Raw genomic sequence first — 18324 nt, forward strand, 5'->3', positions numbered from 1 at the left:
AGCCCACCGATCATTTCAAATTAATTCTCATCCTTATTAGCTTTATAGGCATAAGCATAGTTATAACCATAACTGCCACCCGCTTCACGTTGAATATCATTCAAAATAAAGCCGTTTACTTTAACGCCAGCTTGTTCAAAGCGGTTGACAGTCATTTCAAGCTCTTTCATTTGCGTCTTGGCATAACGTGCCACAACCAAATTCACACCCGCATATTGTGAAATAATAATCCCATCGGTGACCGCAAGAACTGGTGGGGTATCAATCAGAATATGGTCAAACTGACTCGACAAGTGCGTTAGCATATCTGCAAATTTTTGCGTACTTAACAATTCTGACGGATTAGCAGGGCTTTTACCACGACTGATGATGCTTAAATTTTCAACTTCAGTACTGCGTACAATATTGCCTAACTCGTGTTGACCATTTAAATATTCAGCCAAACCAGGTTGCACATCATAGTTAAAATATTTGTGCATATAACCGCGACGTAAATCGGCATCAATCAATAATACGCGCTTATCACTTTGCGCCAAAATGGTGGCTAGGTTAGTTGAAATAAACGATTTACCCAACTCTGGTGCAGGGCCAGAAATCATAATGATATTGTTTTTGGCACTGCTTAAAGCAAAGTGAATAGCAGTACGCATGCTGCGCAGGCTTTCAATGGCAATATCATCACTGTGTTTCACCGCAAGAATAGGAATATTCTTTTTCTTTTTCAGTATGTTAATACGGCTTTCTTGCACAGGTGATCGTGGTACAGTGGCATAAACAGGTAAATCAAGTTCATTTTCAATTTGATTCGAGTCTTTAATACCTGAACGCAACATATTACGCAGTAAGGCCAACAATGTACCCAGAAAACCACCTACAAAAATAGCAAGTACTAATGTGATGAGCTTTTTAGGTTTAATTGGTTTTACAGGTTCAATTGCCGTATCAATAATGCGCACATTACCAATTTCACCTGCTTTGGCAATTTTGAGTTGTTGGTAGCTATTCAATAACGCAGTGTATAACTCAGTATTTACCTTAACATCGCGGTACAGTTGTAAGTACAGTCGCTGGGTTTCAGGTAAACGCTTGATGGATTGAGTCATTTCTGAAGTTTTTTTGTTAATTTCAGAAAGTTGAGCGTTAATTGCTGACATTAATGGGTGGTCAGGCGTATATTTTGAAGAGAGTTCTGCTTGTTGCTGTTGTAGTTGGATTTTTAATTTTTCCAGCTCAACATTCTGCTTTAGCATTAACTCCGCTTCTTGTGTTACATCAATTGTGTTGTATTGTTCTCGGAAACGGTTAAATTTAATTTCAGAGTCTTCGAGTTGTTGTTTTAACTCAGGCAGTTGCTTTTCAAGGAAGCTCAATGTTTGAGCCGATTCCAGTGATTTGCGTTCAATATTTTGTGCTTGGTAAATATTTAAGATGTGGTTAAGTACTTGTGTGATATGTTCTTTATCTTCACCATTGTAGTTAAGACCAATCACACCAGAGTTTTTACCTCTTTCCGCTACGCCGTAATCTTTTTTTATCCATTGTACGGCTGAAGGCATAGATAATTTAGTGACTGAAAAATCATGCGATATAGGGTTTTTCGCATAAATTTGAATTTTCCATAAACCTTTCTGATCTAGGCTTTGATTGATCGCATTTAATTTTCCTTTAAATACAACATCTTTTTTATAAGACAGGCTAAACTCTTGTCCATTGATAAAGTTTAATGTAAGTTTTTTATCTAGATAAAAATTAGGCACATCAAAAGATTGAATAACAAATACATTTTTTTTATCTTGCCAAGTCACAACATTATTTTTATAGATAACTTTACTTTGAACTGTGTTGAGCAAACGATGCGTCAAGCTATTTTGTTTATCGGTGATGCGAATATCTAGCTTTAAGTCTTGTATGGTTTGTCCGAGCACTTTGCGCGAGTTTAAGATTTCAATTTCCGCATCTGCAGCTGACTTTCCACCCACTCCTCCAGGTAGTGCGCTTCCTAAATCCCCTAAAAGAGCTGCGGCACCAGCACCTTTAGCGTCCTCAACCTGAATCATAGCATCCGTTGAGTAGACATTTGGCGTTACTTTTAAGTAAAGGAGAGCGAAAACGAGGCTAAGGAGTGTACATAGAGCAATGAGCTTCCATTGCGACAGCAAAGAAAAGAATAATTCTTTTAAGTCAATGGTATCGTCTTGAGGTGTGCTATTCGAATTCATGAAATAAAACTGCTAAAAATTAAAAATGGGATTGCCAGTCAGAAACGTATTTTTGAATGTTGCGACAAGTTTCATCAAAAAAAGCTTGATCATGTTGATAAGGATCGGGCACATTTTGATTTTGCCAATGCCCCAAACGAAAAACCTTTCCTTTGGCAAAAGACCAAGTTTGCTCAAGATGTTTTTTTTGATTATTACTCATGACTAAAATTAAATCTGATTTTTTAATCATTTCGGCAGTAATTTGTCTGGCAATGTGTGGACGCATATCAATATTCAGCTGATCCATACAGTGTATAGCTTTTGCATCTGCCGAATGTCCAGACATTGCAGAGAGACCTGCAGACTCAATATTTAAATTGGGATGATTGTTTTTTAGGAAATATTCAGCCATTGGACTACGACATATATTTCCAATGCATACAACTAAAACATTTTGAATTTGCATGCTATTTACCTAACTGGTCAAATGTGTAAAGTGCACTCGAGAAAGGCACAATTTGATTCATGATACGTTGCCAGCGTGTAAGCCCCGTTGCATCGATATATACAATATCATTTTTTTGCATCTGAAATTGATTGGCTAAAGCCAAATTGCCTAAGCTGCTTAAGTTCAAATGATAAATTGTAGAGGTTTTAGTGCTTAAATCTGTGCGCATCACAAAAATACGTGCAGCACTTGCAGAATAAGGGTTAACACCTTCACTTTCACCCAATACATCACTTAAGGTCATGCCTTGATCACGTAAAGTAAGTGCCTGGCTTTTATTTGACTCACCCATAACGTATAACTTTTGATTTTGTTTTGCATTTACAAAAATTGTGTCATTGGGTTGAATAAGTAAGTTGTGCAAAGACAACCCTTGCTTTTCTAATTCTACAGCATTTAAGTGATAGGTTTGTCCTTGTCGGATCAGTTGAATATTGGTGTTATCACCTGTTTCAGTATTTACGCCACCTGCTTGTCCCAAAGCTGTATAAATACTGATAGGTTGGTCATTTAATGTGTACTGACCACTACGCATGACTTGACCATTTACAAAATAGCGGCGTCCTTCATAAGAAAGAACTCGCACAACTACATCTGGGTGTTTTAAGTAGCGCGAAAATTGTGAGCGTAAATATTGGTTGGTTTCAGCCAGTGTTTTGCCAGCAACTTTGACTTGTCCAAGCAGAGGTAAGTATACATTGCCATTTGGGTCAATAGGATAGCCAGCCGCTTTGATATTACTAATATCTTGGATAGGTGGTGTAATCTCAGGGTAAGCCCAAAGCTGAATTGAAAGTACATCACCTGCAGTTAAACGGTAAATGTGTTGCTTATTGTTAAATAAATGATAGGTAGAATTTGCACTCTGAATATTATTGAGCAAGTGGCTAGGTAAATTGTCCTGTGTTAGCTGAACGACCGTTAGTTGGGCGCCTTGGTCTGTTTGATACGCACCTTGTGTAGGTAGGTCATAGGTTTGTAAGCCAGAGGTCACAGCACAGCCAGTGGCGGCAATGCCACATGCCATTAAAACAGCCAGTTGAAAGTGTCGCACGCGAGATTCCATTTTTAATTTATAAAAATTTTTAAATCAATTGCCGCCATTTTACCGAACTTGTCAAATAGGTACATAGCAATTTGTAATCATTTTGCAGATTCTGTCAAATTCCTCGCGAAAAAAATGATAAAAATCGCAAATTGTGAATTTAATCTAAATTAAAAAAGTTGAATAGTCACAAAAACTATACACTGATGCATCTTTCAACTAATTTGAGCACAAATCATAATAGAAATTTCATAAATTTCTGCTAGTATTCCCGCCGAAAGATTCTTTCTTCATAAAATTCAGATATAAATTTAAAGGCGCTCAAATGCTACAGCTTTCAGACCTAAAAATTGCCATTATTGGTTTAGGCTATGTCGGGTTACCCCTAGCGGTTGAATTCGGTAAGCAGTTGCCTGTGGTGGGTTTTGATATTCAGCAAAAACGCATACAAGAATTACAAAGTGGGCAAGATCATACCTTAGAAGTGTCGTCAGAAGAACTTAAACAAGCGACACAATTGACTTATTCTGCTCATTTAGATGACCTACGCAGCTGCAATTTTTTTATTGTGACTGTCCCAACCCCAATTGATGAGTTTAAACAACCCGATTTAACCCCGCTCATTAAAGCCTCTACCAGTATTGGGAAAGTACTTAAAAAAGGCGATGTAGTGGTGTATGAGTCTACCGTTTACCCCGGTGCTACCGAAGAAGCCTGTATTCCAGTTTTGGAACAAGTGTCTGGATTAAAATTCAATCAAGATTTTTTTGCAGGCTATAGCCCAGAACGGATTAACCCAGGCGATAAGCTACACCGTGTGACCAATATTTTAAAAGTGACTTCGGGTTCTACCCCAGAAGTTGCAGACTTTGTCGATGCAGTCTATCAACTGATTGTGACTGCAGGTACACATAAAGCACCGAGTATAAAAGTGGCTGAAGCCGCTAAGGTTATTGAAAATACCCAACGTGATGTGAATATTGCTTTAATTAATGAATTAGCTGTGATCTTTAATAAGTTGGATATTGATACTGAAGCTGTTTTAGAGGCTGCGGGAACCAAGTGGAATTTTTTACCTTTCCGTCCAGGTTTAGTCGGTGGGCACTGTATTGGGGTAGACCCGTATTATTTAACCCATAAAGCACAGTCTTTAGGCTTGCATCCAGAAATTATTTTAGCGGCACGTCGTTTAAATGACCGTATGGGTGAATATGTTGCAACACAATTGATTAAAGAGATGGTTAAGCAGCGTATACAAGTGGTCGGTTCAAAAATTTTAGTGATGGGCCTGAGTTTTAAAGAAAACTGTCCAGATATTCGCAATACTAAAATTGTAGATATGGTCAAAGCTTTAAAAGAATATGATTTAGATTTAGATATTTATGACCCGTGGGTGGATCCGTTAGAAGCTGCAAAGGAATATGGTATAGACCCTGTTTCTAGTTTGGCGAACGCTAAATATGATGCCATTGTTTTAGCAGTTGCGCATGATCAATTTAAGCAGATGTCTATAAATGAGTTTAAAGCAGCGGCAAAAGAAAAATATGTTTTATACGATTTAAAATACATTCTAAATCAGTTAGATGCGGATATTCGACTGTAAGTATGTATAAGTTAATTGTAAGATCAGCTAAAGATCCTAGAATAAAAAATTCTATTTGGATGATGTCTGAAAAGCTCATTGCTATATTTGGATTAATTTTCGTAACTTCATTCGTAGCAAAATATATTGGTCCTGAGAACTTTGGTAAATTGACTTTCGTTGGCTCCATATTTGCGATTTTACAAACGTTATCCTTGATGGGAACAGAGAACATTATTTTTCAAAAAACAGCCAAGAATCGTAAAATTGGAGAAAATATAATTTATGCCTCCAAAAGGTTAAGAGATTATATTTATGGTTCACTTTCAATAATTACTTTAGGTGGATTGTATTTTTATACAGATCGTTTAACCTATATTTTTGGTATATCAACTTGTATTGCAATTTATTTTGCTGTACATGATGTTTATAGTATTTATTTTAATGCAATTCTCGAATCAAAGATAAATGCATATTGTAATATCACAGCGCTAATCATTTCATTAAGTGTGCGCTATTTAATTGTTTTATTTCAACTTCCGATTGAAACACTCGGTATTCCCATTATTTTACTAACACTAATACCATTTTTATTAAGAAAATATCTTTATGCGAAAAAAAAACTGTCTGTTGGCATCATGCTGCCATATGCTATAAAAAGATATAGACAGTATACTTTTGCAGTCGGTCAAAAGCTCTTATTGTATTCACTTTCGGTTGCAATTTTTACTAAAACGGCACAGCTCTTCCTAGGTTTAGAGTCACAATTTGATCTTGGTATTTATACTGTAGCTATGACATTAGGTAACAGTTTTTACTTTGTTCTTCTCGCAATTATTTCATCTTATTTTACTGGAATCTATCAAGAGGAGAGCTTAGAAAAAAGTCAAAATAATGTTGCGCAACTTTATATGGTAGTGGTGGTTATTTCTTTGTTTGTCACACTAGGGTTATATCTTTTTGGACCTTGGGTTGTAAGCGTACTTTATGGCGTTGAATTTATTCGGGTTACTGAGATATTGTGGCTAGCAGGTTTGGTAACCTTGTTCTCAGGACTGTCTACAATTGCAGAAAAATATTTGATTAAGTTCAATGCATATGAATATTTGAAACGGAAGACATTTATACTTGTGTTCTTTAATGTAATATTAACTTTTTTAATGGTCAAGTTGTATGGGTTATACGGGGGTATCTATGCCATTTTAACGACAGAAATCTTATCGGTGACCCTGTTTAATTATTTTTTTAGAAATGGGCTTATTTGGAACACTCAAAAAAGAATGTTCCTAATATCTACTTATTTAAAACGGTAGCAGTATGCTTTTAAGTTTAATTATACCAATTTATAATGTTGAAAAATATATTGAGGAGTGTTTGGAGAGTGTATGCTGCCAACTTGTTGCGGGTGTAGAGGTTATTCTAGTGAATGACGGTACGCCGGATAGCTCTATGCTAATTGCACGCAAATATATATCTGAGCGATATAATAATTTAAAAGAGCAGTTTGTTTTTATAGATCAAGAGAATCAAGGGTTGAGTGGAGCTAGGAATACTGGTATCCAACATGCGACAGGTAAATATTTAGCATTCTTGGATTCAGATGATAAGGTAGATCCAAAATATTTAACAAAAATACTAAATATTATAAAGGAAGTAAAGGTTGATATTATTCAATTTGAAGCAAAAAGATTTAATGAATGCGGGAAGGAATTTCCATTCTTAAAAGATATTAACTTAAAAGGGGTGGTGGAGTTAAATGATAAAATTTATGAAAATATTTTTAAAAATTCAGCTTGGTTTTGCTGGTTACGTGTATATAAGAAAGAACTTTTTGAAAGTTTAAAATTTCCTTTAGGTCGTAACTTTGAAGATGCTTATTTGGTTCCTAAGCTTTTCTTAAATAGTAAAACTGCATTTTTTTTAGAAGATACACTAATATATTACCGCGAAAATTTTAAAGGAATAACATTTACTTTTTCTAGTAAAAATCTTGCTGATTTAGAGTGGGTGGTTATACATATGATTGAACAGATTGTATTAAATAAAAATTTTTCTTTTTCAAGTATTAATTTGTTTTTTCATCTTTGTTTATTAAGTAGTAAGAATGAAAGCTTTATAGATTTTTGTAAGAGGGTGTTGCATTTAAATAGGTTGTTTAAATGTAACTTAAGTTTAGTTGATGTGAAATCTTATAAAGTTAAATTTTTTTTATTATTTCCATATTTATTTTCCTTGTTGTTTTTTATTAAAAATAGGGTTAATTCTTAATTGGGAGTAATTAAATTGAAAGTAAAAATATATAATATTATACTATTGTTAAATTTTTTATTTTGCATGATTTCGTTGGGTATATATTACAATGCTCCAGTAAGTTATAGTTATAATTATAACTTATTTGTATTTGTTATTTTTTTATTTATTAATTTTTATTTTTTTTATTTTAATAGGAGTTTCGAGGCAGGGGTTGGCTTTGAATTTTTATTTTTTATTGGTTTTATGATGGGTAACTTTATATACCCAATATTTTACTATCCTACCAATCCTTATATTTCAGTTTTTCAATTTCCAACAAACTATTCTGTCATCAATAAATCCACTGCTTTGGCTTTGGTAGCATATACTTTCTATATGCTTTTTGTTAGTGATTTTAATAAAAGTATTGTAAATATAAAATATAGATATACTGTTTCATCAAAATTAGTTTATACGGTTACTATAATATCCTTTTTTTTACTTGTTATCTTTTTTTATACAGGTGGTATTTCACGTTTAATAAATGTATATAAAGGTATTGTAAATTTAAATGATGTAACGAATTCATCTTATGTGGGTTTGCTGTTTGAAGTCGTAACAATGCTTTTAGCTTGTTTAGTATTTTTAACTAAATCTATAAAACTTAGATTTTTTGTGATTTTTTATTTAATTCTTGTAGCTTTAATCTTATTATCTACAGGGTCAAGGGGGTTCTCCATAAGTATATTCTTAATACTTATGGTTGGATATTCTTTGCTTGTAAAGAAGATAAAAGGAATTTTGCTTCTTGTAATGCTTTTTCTTGGAGCTGTATCTATGTACTTTCTAATGATTTTGAGAGAGTTGGGGATAGATCAAGTTGATAATACTAATAAAGCCCTTAACCGGTTAAGAGATTCACAGAATGTATTTGATCCATTTCTTGATTTGATTGTGAATAATAGAAATTTATATATTTTAGTGGATTTTGTTGACGAATACAATAGTGTATATTTTGTTAATGCTTTTACATCACTTTTAAATATTGTGCCTGGTATAGGTAAGTTGACAGATTTTTTTAATATTCCTGATTATTTGGTTTCTGGTAATCTTCCAACGTATTTACATTTTGGTAGGAATGCTGATTTTGGTTTAGGGACTAATATCGTGGGTGAAGCATACTTGTCCTTAGGTCTTCTAGGAGTAATAGTAGTTTTTTCTTTACTTGGGTCTTTGGTTAAATTTCTTAAATTTAAAAATAATTTAATTTTATTCATTGCATATTTAATGTTGGCCGGGCAAGCATTATTTATTATAAGATCTGATTACCTTTTCCCTCTTCGTAAAATTAGTTGGGCTATCTTTTTGTTTTTTATTTTAACAAAAATATTTCCTGTTAAGTCTCATATAAAATAAAGGTATATTTTATGAAAATTCTCTATTTTATTCCTTCACTAGCACATGCAGGTGGTATGGAACGAGTGTTGACTCAAAAGGTTAACTATTTGGCTAAAAGTGGCAGACATAATATATATATTATTACAACTGATATGCTTGATGGAGAAGAACCTTTTTTTCAATTGGATAAAGGGGTTGAAGTATATAAATTTAAGTTATTTTTTAACATGATTTATAATAATAATTTTATATCAAAGACAATTAATACATATAAGAAGTTAATTGAATATAGAAAACTTTTGGATTTATTTTTATCAAAAAATAAAGTAGATGTTCTAATAAGTATGGGGGGGAAAGAGCTGGAGTTTTTATATAAAGTTCAGTATCCTGCTAAAAAAATTTATGAAGCACACTTTAGTAATGGTATTCGTACAAGAAATTTATTAGCAAATAAAGGTAACAGTTTTTTTTGGCAGTACATAGCTAAGTTACGAGAATTACAGATTGTAAAACAAACAAAAAAATTAGATGTTTTAGTTGTTTTAACTGAAAAGTCAAAAGATGAGTGGTTGAAAACTAATGAGAATGTATTAGTTATTCCTAATCCTTCCTCTATAAAAACTTTTCCTAATCAATATGATGTTGACTCTCGTAGAGTAATTTCTTTAGGTCGTTTAGAGTATGAAAAGGGTTTTGATCTATTAATAAAAGCATGGAGTCGAGTAATTACTTTATATCCAATGTGGAAGCTTGATATTTATGGTAGCGGTTCTTTAGAAGAAAGTCTTAATGGTTTGATCAATGAGTTAAATCTAAAAAAAACTGTACAATTATGTGGTGTTACTCAACAAGTTTCTTATGAGCTAATGAAGAGTTCTTTCTATGTGTTGCCATCACGATACGAAGGTCTTCCTTTAGTGATGTTAGAGTGTCTGGCATGTGGTTTACCTATGGTTGCTTTTGATTGTGAAACTGGTCCTTCTGATATTATAGAAAATAATGATTGCGGCTTACTAGTTAGTAATGGCGATATTGAAGAATTATCTCTTAAAATAATTGATATGATTGAAATGGCTGAAAAAAGACTAGTATTATCTAAAGCATGTACTCTTAAATCTGAAAAGTATGCTGTTGATAATATTATGTCCAGATGGGAAGATTTGTTTGAGTCGATGGTTTAAGGTTGTTTATGATTTTATTAGATGCTGTATATATAAATAATGGAGGTGGTTTTGTTCTCCTTAAATATCTAATTGATTTTTTTGAAAAGAAATCATTGGATGTTTTTTACTTGCTCGATTCAAGAGTTGAGAATTGCTTTAATGAGATAAATATAAATAAAAAAAAATTCATATCTAATTCTATTTTGGAGCGACACTTTTTCTATAAAAAAAATAAAGATAAATTTGATAAGGTTGTTTGTTTTGGTAATCTACCTCCCACAATTAGATTGAATGCTAAAGTTTTAGTTTATTTCCATCAACCACTTTTTTTAAAAATTCCAAAAGAATTTTCTTTAAAAAACAAAATAATATATGTTTTTAAACAAAATATATTAAACTTTTTAAAAAGTAATGCAGACTTATGGTTAGTGCAAAGTGAGTTTATTCGAGTAGAGCTATCAAAAAAATACTTTAGTAATGAAAGTGAAAAAATTATTAAATTACCTTTTTATCCTGAATTAAATTTCTCTTATTATAATATGAATAGAGTAAAGGATAGTTTTTTGTATGTTAGTAACAGTTCTCCCCATAAGAATCATTATAGGTTAATAGAGTCTTTCTGTTTGGCTCATGATGAGTTGCAAAAAGGTAGTTTGACAATTACTGTACCAACTTCTGATTTGAATTTATGCGAGTTGATTCAGAAGAAAATTGATTTGGGTTATCCTATAAAAAATGTGGGTTTTATAGATAGAGAAAAACTAACTGAACTTTATTTGAGTCATGAGTATTTGATATTTCCTTCATTGGCTGAAAGTTTTGGTTTGGGACTCGCAGAAGCTATTGATGGGGGATGTAAAATTATTGCGGCAGATTTGAATTATACTTATGAAGTGTGTAAACCTTCCTTAGTTTTTAATCCTTACAGTGTAGAATCTATGAAAAATGCAATAGTAACTGCTGTCCAGAATGAATTACCGTATGCCCAAAAATTGATTGAAAACGATATTTCTCAGATTATGCAACTTTTAGCGGATTAAATTATGTATTTTACAAACAAAACTCTACTTATTACAGGTGGTACTGGATCATTCGGGAATGCAGTTTTAAAGCGCTTTTTAGAAACTGATATAAAAGAAATTCGAATCTTTAGCCGGGATGAGAAAAAGCAAGATGATATGCGTAAAAGGTATCAATCATCGAAGTTAAAATTTTATATTGGTGATGTACGAGATTATAACAGCATCTTAAGTGCTACTCGTGGTGTTGACTACATTTATCATGCGGCAGCCTTAAAGCAAGTACCTTCTTGTGAATTCCATCCTATGGAAGCGGTAAAAACCAATGTGCTGGGTACGGAAAATGTATTGGAAGCAGCCATTCAAAACCGCGTAAAACGTGTGGTGTGCTTAAGTACAGACAAAGCTGTTTATCCTATCAATGCTATGGGCATCTCCAAAGCCATGATGGAAAAAGTCATGGTAGCAAAATCACGTAACCTAGAAGAACTAGAAACAGTAATTTGCGGTACGCGTTATGGTAATGTGATGGCATCTCGTGGTTCAGTCATTCCATTGTTTGTAGATCAAATTCGCCAAGGTAAACCGCTTACCATTACAGACCCTAACATGACCCGCTTCATGATGACTTTGGAAGACGCGGTTGATCTAGTCTTATATGCGTTTGAACACGGTGAAAATGGTGATATTTTTGTACAAAAAGCACCTGCAGCAACCATTGAAGTTTTGGCTCAAGCATTAAAAGAACTACTTAAAGTAGAAGAACATCCTGTTTCTATTATGGGTACGCGTCATGGTGAAAAAGCCTATGAAGCCTTGCTTAGCCGTGAAGAAATGGTGGTTGCGATAGACCAAGGCTATTACTTCCGAGTGCCTGCAGATCAACGTGACCTCAACTATGAAAAATATGTAGAAGAGGGCGACTCAAAAATTTCTGAATTTGAAGATTATAACTCACATAATACCGACCGCTTAGATGTTGAAGGTATGAAGAAGTTATTATTAAAACTTGAATTCGTACGTGCTTTAACCCAAGGTCAGTATATAGATCCAGAGGCTTAAACATGAAAATTCTAGTCACAGGCTCTAACGGCTTTATTGCAAAAAACTTAATTCAATTTCTGTCTGAAAAATCTGAAATTGAAGTTTTAACATTTAACCGTAATTCTAGTTCAGCAGAATTAGAACAATCTGTACTTGCTGCGGACTGGATTGTGCATTTAGCAGGGATTAATCGTCCTTTAAATGAACAAGAATTTATAGATGGAAATATCACACTTACGCAAAAAATTGCAGATATTCTCAAACAATCAAAAAAGCAGACTCCAGTTATTCTTTCTTCATCGATTCAGGCAGAACGTGACAATGCCTATGGGCAGAGTAAGCTAGGTGGTGAGCAGGTATTATTAGAGTTGAATCAGCAACAGGGCAATGCAGTTTATATTTGCCGTTTAGCCAATGTATTTGGTAAATGGTCACGCCCAAATTATAACTCAGCTGTGGCAACCTTCTGTTACAACACCGCACATGATTTACCTATTCAAATTCATGATGAAAATGCCATGATTCGTCTGGTTTATGTAGATGATGTGGTGGAATCATTTTGGGACATTATTCAAGGTACAGCACAGGTAGAACAAATTTTTGCAGTACAACCTGAGTATCAAATTAGTGTGGGAAATTTAGCAAAAACTTTAGCGGGTTTTAAGCAATCACGTGAAAGTTTAATTACAGATCGTGTAGGTACAGGCTTAACCCGTGCGTTATATTCGACTTATTTAAGTTTCTTGAAGCCTGAACAATTTGACTATAGCGTACCTAAATATGGTGACCAGCGCGGTGTATTTGTAGAAATGCTGAAAACACCAGATGCAGGACAATTTTCTTACTTTACTGCACATGCAGGTATTACCCGCGGCGGACATTATCATCACACTAAAACAGAAAAGTTTTTGGTCATTAAAGGTAAGGCATTATTTAAGTTTAAGCATGTGGTGACAGGTGAGTTCTATGAGCTTGAAACTTGTGGGGATGAGCCAAGAATTGTCGAAACTGTGCCAGGCTGGACGCATGACATTACCAATATTGGTGAAGATGAAATGGTTGTGATGTTATGGGCAAATGAAATATTTGATCGTGAAAAACCTGATACTTATGCAATGCCATTAACCCATTAAAGAGTAAAAATTGTGAAAAAATTAAAATTAATGACGGTGGTGGGCACACGCCCTGAAATTATTCGTTTATCGCGCGTGATGGCAGTATGTGATCAATATTTTGATCATATTTTGGTACATACAGGCCAAAATTATGATTATGAACTCAATGAAATTTTCTTTACCGATTTAGGTATCCGTAAACCTGATCATTTTTTAAATGCTGCAGGTGCAACGGGTGCAGAAACCATTGGTAATGTGATCATTGCTGTAGATAAAGTATTAGAGCAGGTTCAGCCAGAAGCATTGTTGGTGTTAGGCGATACCAATAGCTGTATGGCAGTATTACCTGCAAAACGTCGTAAAATTCCAACATTCCATATGGAAGCAGGAAACCGCTGTTTTGATATGCGCGTACCTGAAGAAATTAACCGTCGTATTGTCGATCATACAGCGGATATTAACTTGACCTATAGTACGATTGCACGAGATTACTTGTTGGCAGAAGGTTTGCCAGCCGACCAGGTGATTAAAACAGGTAGCCCAATGTTTGAGGTTCTTCATCATTACAAGGCTAAAATTGAAGCATCGGAGGTATTGGCGCGTTTAGGTTTAAAAGAGCATCAATATTTTATTGTAAGTGCACATCGTGAAGAAAACATTAACTCAGACCAGAACTTTTTAGATTTGGTTCAAATGCTGAATGCAGTAGCTGAAAAATATCAATATCCGGTTATTGTGTCTACCCATCCGCGTACCCGTAAGCGCATTGAAGAACTAAATATTGAGTTTCATCCACTTATTCAGTTATTAAAACCACTTGGATTTAGTGATTACAATAAGTTGCAGCTTTCTGCTAAAGCAACATTGTCTGACAGTGGCACGATTAATGAAGAATCTTCAATTTTGAATTTCCCTGCTTTGAACTTACGTCAGGCACATGAACGTCCAGAAGGGATGGAAGAGGCTGCCGTGATGATGGTGGGCTTAACTGCAGAGCGTGTTTTGCAAGGTTTGGAAATTTTAGATCATCAACCACGTGGTGAGGAGAGATTATTACGTTTAGTTGCTGACTACAGTATGCCAAACGTGAGTGAAAAGGTGGCACGTATAATTTTAAGCTATACCGACTATGTTAACCGTGTGGTATGGAAGAAGTACTAAAATATGAAAATTCTTCTTTTAACGCAGTGGTTTGATCCTGAACCTACTTTTAAAGGACTGGCTTTTGCCAAAGAGTTAAAACGACAAGGTCATGATGTTCAGGTACTCACGGGGTTTCCAAATTACCCAGGTGGGAAAATTTATGATGGGTATAAATTAAAACTTTATCAACGTGAAGAAGTAGATGGAATATCCATTTTACGTGTTGCTTTATATCCTAATCATGATAGCTCTGCGTTAAAAAGAATTTTTAACTATATTAGCTTTGCATTTATGGCAATACTTTTTGGCATTTTTTCGACCAAAAAAGCCGATGTCATTTATGCTTATCATCCCCCATTAACTGTGGGAATAGCTGCTATTTTCATTAAGTTTTTTAGACGTACACCGATTGTCTATGACATTCAGGATATGTGGCCTGATACCTTAAAAGCAACAGGCATGTTGAATAACAATAAAATTTTAAATCTTATTGGTTCAATCTGTAAGCTGGTTTATAGATTTGTTGATCATATTGTCGTGCTATGTCCTGGCTTTAAAAAGCTGCTGACAGAACGTGGTGTACCAGAAGAAAAAATTAGCATTATTTATAATTGGTGTGATGAGCAGAGTTTAACTCAGGCTCAGTCTGCAAAGGTTGAATATCAACAACTCGTGCAGAACAAATTTAATATCGTTTTTGCAGGAAATATGGGGAAAGCTCAAGCTTTAGATATTATTTTAGAGGTTGCTAAAAATCTTCAGGATTTTCCAGATATTCAGTTTGTATTTGTTGGTGGAGGGACAGAAACTGAGCGCTTAAAACAACGCTCAATTATTGAAGGTATACCTAATGCTGTTTTTATCCCACGTATGCCTATGGCTGAAGTTGGAGGTGTATTAGAGCTGTCTAATCTATTACTAGTACACTTAAAAAAAGACCCATTATTTGAGATTACCGTACCGTCTAAAACGCAAGCATATATGGCAATGGGTAAACCAATATTAATGGCGGTAGCAGGAGATGCTGCTGAACTTGTGCAAAAAGCGGAATGTGGATGTATTGCTATTTCAGAGGATGTAGAAAGTATTCAGCAAGCTATTTTGAAAATTTATCACTTGTCTGCTAGTGAACAGTTGCAAATGGGTATAAACGCAAGAAACTTTTATATCCAGGAATTATCTTTAGAAAGTGGAGTTAAGCAGTTCGTTTCAATTTTTGAAAAGGTGAAACATGATTAAACGCCTCCTCGATATTATTATTGCTTCCATAGCTCTGATCTTGCTTTCACCCCTTTATGCCTTCGTGGCCTACAAAGTAAAAAAAAATCTGGGCTCTCCGGTCTTGTTTCGGCAGGTGCGCCCGGGTTTACACGGCAAACCTTTTGAAATGATCAAATTTCGTAGCATGAAAGACGCGGTAGATGCACAAGGCAACCACTTACCAGACAGTGAGCGATTAACCCCTTTTGGCAAAATGCTGCGTTCTAGTAGTTTGGATGAAATGCCAGAATTATGGAACGTCATTAAGGGCGATATGAGCATCGTCGGACCACGTCCATTACTCATGGAATACCTACCGTTATATAATCAAGAACAAGCCAAACGCCATTTAGTCCGCCCAGGTATGACAGGGTATGCACAGGTCAATGGACGTAATGCCATTAGTTGGGAAGAAAAATTTAAACTCGATACGTGGTATGTCGAAAATCAATCAGTCTGGTTAGATTTTAAAATTATGCTAAAAACGGTGAAAAAAGTGCTCGCCAAAGATGACATCAATGAAGCGGGTGAAGCCACAATGTCTAAATTTACAGGTTCAGAAAAGGATTCAAATTCATGATTTCTTATATTGGTGTATATGGTGCAAGTGGTTTTGGTAAAGAAGTCATGCCTTTGGCTAGACAACAATATCCCACATTAGAGAAACAACAATTTGTATTTATTGATGATAGTGGGGCAGGTACTAGATTAAATGGATATCAGGTCTTAAGTTATGAAGATTTCTTAAAGTATCCTGACCAAAAAAAGGCAGTAACGATTGCAATAGCCAATAGCCAGGTTCGTGAAAAACTGGTGAAACGTTTAACTGAAGATCAAATTCAGCATTTGAATATTCAGGCAAGTAATACAGTTATTTTAGATGAAGTTCAGATTGGTGAAGGTAGTTTACTTTGCCCTTTCACTTGTCTGACATCCAATATTAAAATTGGAAAATTTTTTCATGCCAATATTTATAGTTATGTCGCCCATGATTGCGTGATCGGCGATTATGTCACTTTTGCCCCTGGTGTAAAATGTAATGGCAATATTCATATTCATGATCATGCCTATATTGGTACAGGTGCAGTCATTAAGCAGGGTACTCCAGACCAACCGCTAGTTATTGGTAAAGGAGCTGTGGTGGGTATGGGAGCTGTTGTCACAAAAAGCGTACCACCCAGTGTAACTGTTATTGGTAACCCAGCGCGTATACTTGAAAAGAAGTAGTTTTTAATATTTAAAGAATCAGATTATTCCAGGATAAACCATGCTAAATACTGCCTTTGAACCATGGCCAAGCTTTACTCAACAAGAGGCAGATGCCGTATCTCAAGTTTTACTGTCCAACAAAGTCAACTACTGGACAGGGCAAGAGTGCCGTGAATTTGAAAAAGAATTTGCCCAATTTGCGCAAACCCAATATGCCGTGGCACTTGCTAACGGTACTGTCGCTTTAGATATTGCACTCAAAGCCTTGAACATTGGCACGGGTGATGACGTGATTGTCACTTCACGCACCTTTTTAGCTTCGGCAAGCTCCATTGTGACAGCAGGTGCCAACCCCATTTTTGCAGATGTAGAGCTCGATTCACAAAACATTTCTGCCCGCACCATTGAAGCGGTACTGACTCCAAATACCAAAGCCATTATTTGTGTGCATTTGGCAGGCTGGATGTGTGATATGGACCCGATTATGCAACTGGCAAAAGAAAAGGGTCTGTATGTGATTGAAGACTGTGCACAGGCACATGGTGCGATGTACAAAGGCAAAGCTGCCGGTTCAATTGGACATATTGGTGCGTGGTCTTTCTGTCAGGACAAAATTATGACCACAGGTGGCGAAGGCGGTATGGTCACCACTAATGATGAAAACCTATGGAAAAAAATGTGGTCGTACAAAGACCATGGTAAAAATTACGACAGCATTTATCACAAACAACATCCACCGGGTTTCCGCTGGTTACATGACTCATTTGGCACCAACTGGCGCATGATGGAAATGCAAGCCGTGATTGGACGTATACAATTACAGCGCATGCCAGAATGGACCCAAAAACGTACTGAGCATGCACAGCGCATTTTGGCAGCATTTCAGGACAGTTCATATTTTACTGTGCACTATCCAAACAGCGACTATGTACATGCCAACTACAAGTGCTATGTGCAGGTCAATAGCGAACACTTACCTGCTGGTTGGTCACGTGATCGTATCATGCAGGAAATCAATGCGCTTAATGTACCTTGTTTTAGCGGTTCATGTTCAGAAGTGTATTTAGAACACGCCTTTGATGGTACAGCATGGCGACCTGCACAGCGTTTAGTAAATGCACAGCAATTGGGCGAAACCAGTTTAATGTTCTTGGTTCATCCAAATTTAAGCAATGACAGCATAGAAAAAACCATTGCAGCCATTCAGCAGGTGATACAACAGATGGCAAGCTAAGCTATACTTGTGATGCAGCCCTCAAGTGGTGATCTTCATCTTGTGATAGCGCGTAAAGGGCAGAGGTGGTCCCACTTGTTTGAACAACTAAAAGCGTATTTATAAGTGATATTCCGCTCTAGTTAAGCCACCTTGTTTTGTTGGGGTAGCTGATCATAGTAAAACTCATTT

Annotated in this window: 16 protein-coding genes; 13 read left to right on the top strand and 3 right to left on the bottom strand. The window is 35.3% G+C overall.

The window, feature by feature from the left end:
- Window positions 1–20 precede the first annotated feature (20 nt).
- From L6C30_RS10190 to L6C30_RS10200, 3 genes are read right to left on the bottom strand one after another with little or no spacing between them, the layout of a single operon-like run.
- Window positions 21–2219 (bottom strand): polysaccharide biosynthesis tyrosine autokinase, encoded by a 2199-nt coding sequence (locus tag L6C30_RS10190; protein WP_236163002.1) that lies wholly within the window; start codon window positions 2217–2219, stop codon window positions 21–23.
- A gap of 19 nt (window positions 2220–2238) precedes the next feature.
- The gene (locus L6C30_RS10195) at window positions 2239–2667 is read right to left on the bottom strand and encodes a low molecular weight protein-tyrosine-phosphatase (protein WP_004680161.1); all 429 of its coding nucleotides are present in this window, start codon (window positions 2665–2667) and stop codon (window positions 2239–2241) included.
- 1 nt (window position 2668) lies between these two features.
- Window positions 2669–3736, bottom strand: a complete 1068-nt coding sequence (locus tag L6C30_RS10200) for a polysaccharide biosynthesis/export family protein (RefSeq protein WP_374706593.1) — start codon at window positions 3734–3736, stop codon at window positions 2669–2671.
- A 343-nt stretch (window positions 3737–4079) separates the two neighbouring features.
- On the opposite strand from L6C30_RS10200, the gene tviB reads away from it, so the two are divergent.
- Genes tviB through L6C30_RS10265 form a run of 13 tightly spaced genes read left to right on the top strand, consistent with a single transcriptional unit; the run spans window position 4080 to window position 18153 of the window.
- Window positions 4080–5357: a Vi polysaccharide biosynthesis UDP-N-acetylglucosamine C-6 dehydrogenase TviB gene (gene tviB / locus L6C30_RS10205; protein ID WP_236163001.1), complete on the top strand. Its 1278-nt coding sequence runs from the start codon at window positions 4080–4082 to the stop codon at window positions 5355–5357.
- A 2-nt stretch (window positions 5358–5359) separates the two neighbouring features.
- Window positions 5360–6649: a polysaccharide biosynthesis protein gene (locus tag L6C30_RS10210; protein ID WP_236163000.1), complete on the top strand. Its 1290-nt coding sequence runs from the start codon at window positions 5360–5362 to the stop codon at window positions 6647–6649.
- Window positions 6650–6653: 4 nt separating this feature from the next.
- Complete coding sequence (locus tag L6C30_RS10215; protein WP_236162999.1) at window positions 6654–7604, top strand: glycosyltransferase; 951 nt, start codon at window positions 6654–6656, stop codon at window positions 7602–7604.
- Window positions 7605–7619: 15 nt separating this feature from the next.
- Window positions 7620–8984 carry an O-antigen polymerase gene (locus L6C30_RS10220; RefSeq protein ID WP_236162998.1) on the top strand — a complete coding sequence of 455 codons (1365 nt, stop codon included), beginning with the start codon at window positions 7620–7622 and terminating at the stop codon, window positions 8982–8984.
- A gap of 11 nt (window positions 8985–8995) precedes the next feature.
- Window positions 8996–10147 carry a glycosyltransferase family 4 protein gene (locus L6C30_RS10225; protein ID WP_236162997.1) on the top strand — a complete coding sequence of 384 codons (1152 nt, stop codon included), beginning with the start codon at window positions 8996–8998 and terminating at the stop codon, window positions 10145–10147.
- 8 nt (window positions 10148–10155) lie between these two features.
- Window positions 10156–11169, top strand: coding sequence for a glycosyltransferase (locus tag L6C30_RS10230; protein WP_236162996.1), 1014 nt, complete (start codon window positions 10156–10158; stop codon window positions 11167–11169).
- A 3-nt stretch (window positions 11170–11172) separates the two neighbouring features.
- A complete protein-coding gene (locus tag L6C30_RS10235) occupies window positions 11173–12210 on the top strand; it encodes a polysaccharide biosynthesis protein (protein ID WP_236162995.1) in 1038 nt (345 codons plus the stop codon).
- 2 nt (window positions 12211–12212) lie between these two features.
- A complete protein-coding gene (locus tag L6C30_RS10240) occupies window positions 12213–13325 on the top strand; it encodes an NAD-dependent epimerase/dehydratase family protein (protein WP_236162994.1) in 1113 nt (370 codons plus the stop codon).
- Between the two features lie 12 nt (window positions 13326–13337).
- Entirely contained in the window at window positions 13338–14468 is a 1131-nt protein-coding gene (gene wecB / locus L6C30_RS10245; RefSeq protein WP_236162993.1) for a non-hydrolyzing UDP-N-acetylglucosamine 2-epimerase, read from the top strand.
- A 3-nt stretch (window positions 14469–14471) separates the two neighbouring features.
- Window positions 14472–15689, top strand: coding sequence for a glycosyltransferase family 4 protein (locus L6C30_RS10250; protein ID WP_236162992.1), 1218 nt, complete (start codon window positions 14472–14474; stop codon window positions 15687–15689).
- Window positions 15682–16290, top strand: a complete 609-nt coding sequence (locus tag L6C30_RS10255) for a sugar transferase (protein ID WP_236162991.1) — start codon at window positions 15682–15684, stop codon at window positions 16288–16290. Before L6C30_RS10250 ends, L6C30_RS10255 begins: the two co-directional genes overlap by 8 nt.
- Complete coding sequence (locus tag L6C30_RS10260; protein ID WP_236162990.1) at window positions 16287–16937, top strand: acetyltransferase; 651 nt, start codon at window positions 16287–16289, stop codon at window positions 16935–16937. Before L6C30_RS10255 ends, L6C30_RS10260 begins: the two co-directional genes overlap by 4 nt.
- A gap of 40 nt (window positions 16938–16977) precedes the next feature.
- Window positions 16978–18153, top strand: a complete 1176-nt coding sequence (locus L6C30_RS10265; RefSeq protein WP_236162989.1) for a DegT/DnrJ/EryC1/StrS aminotransferase family protein — start codon at window positions 16978–16980, stop codon at window positions 18151–18153.
- The last annotated feature ends 171 nt before the right edge of the window (window positions 18154–18324 follow it).

This window comes from Acinetobacter sp. KAM396 (assembly GCF_021602765.1).
In the GTDB taxonomy this organism is placed as follows: domain Bacteria; phylum Pseudomonadota; class Gammaproteobacteria; order Pseudomonadales; family Moraxellaceae; genus Acinetobacter; species Acinetobacter towneri_A.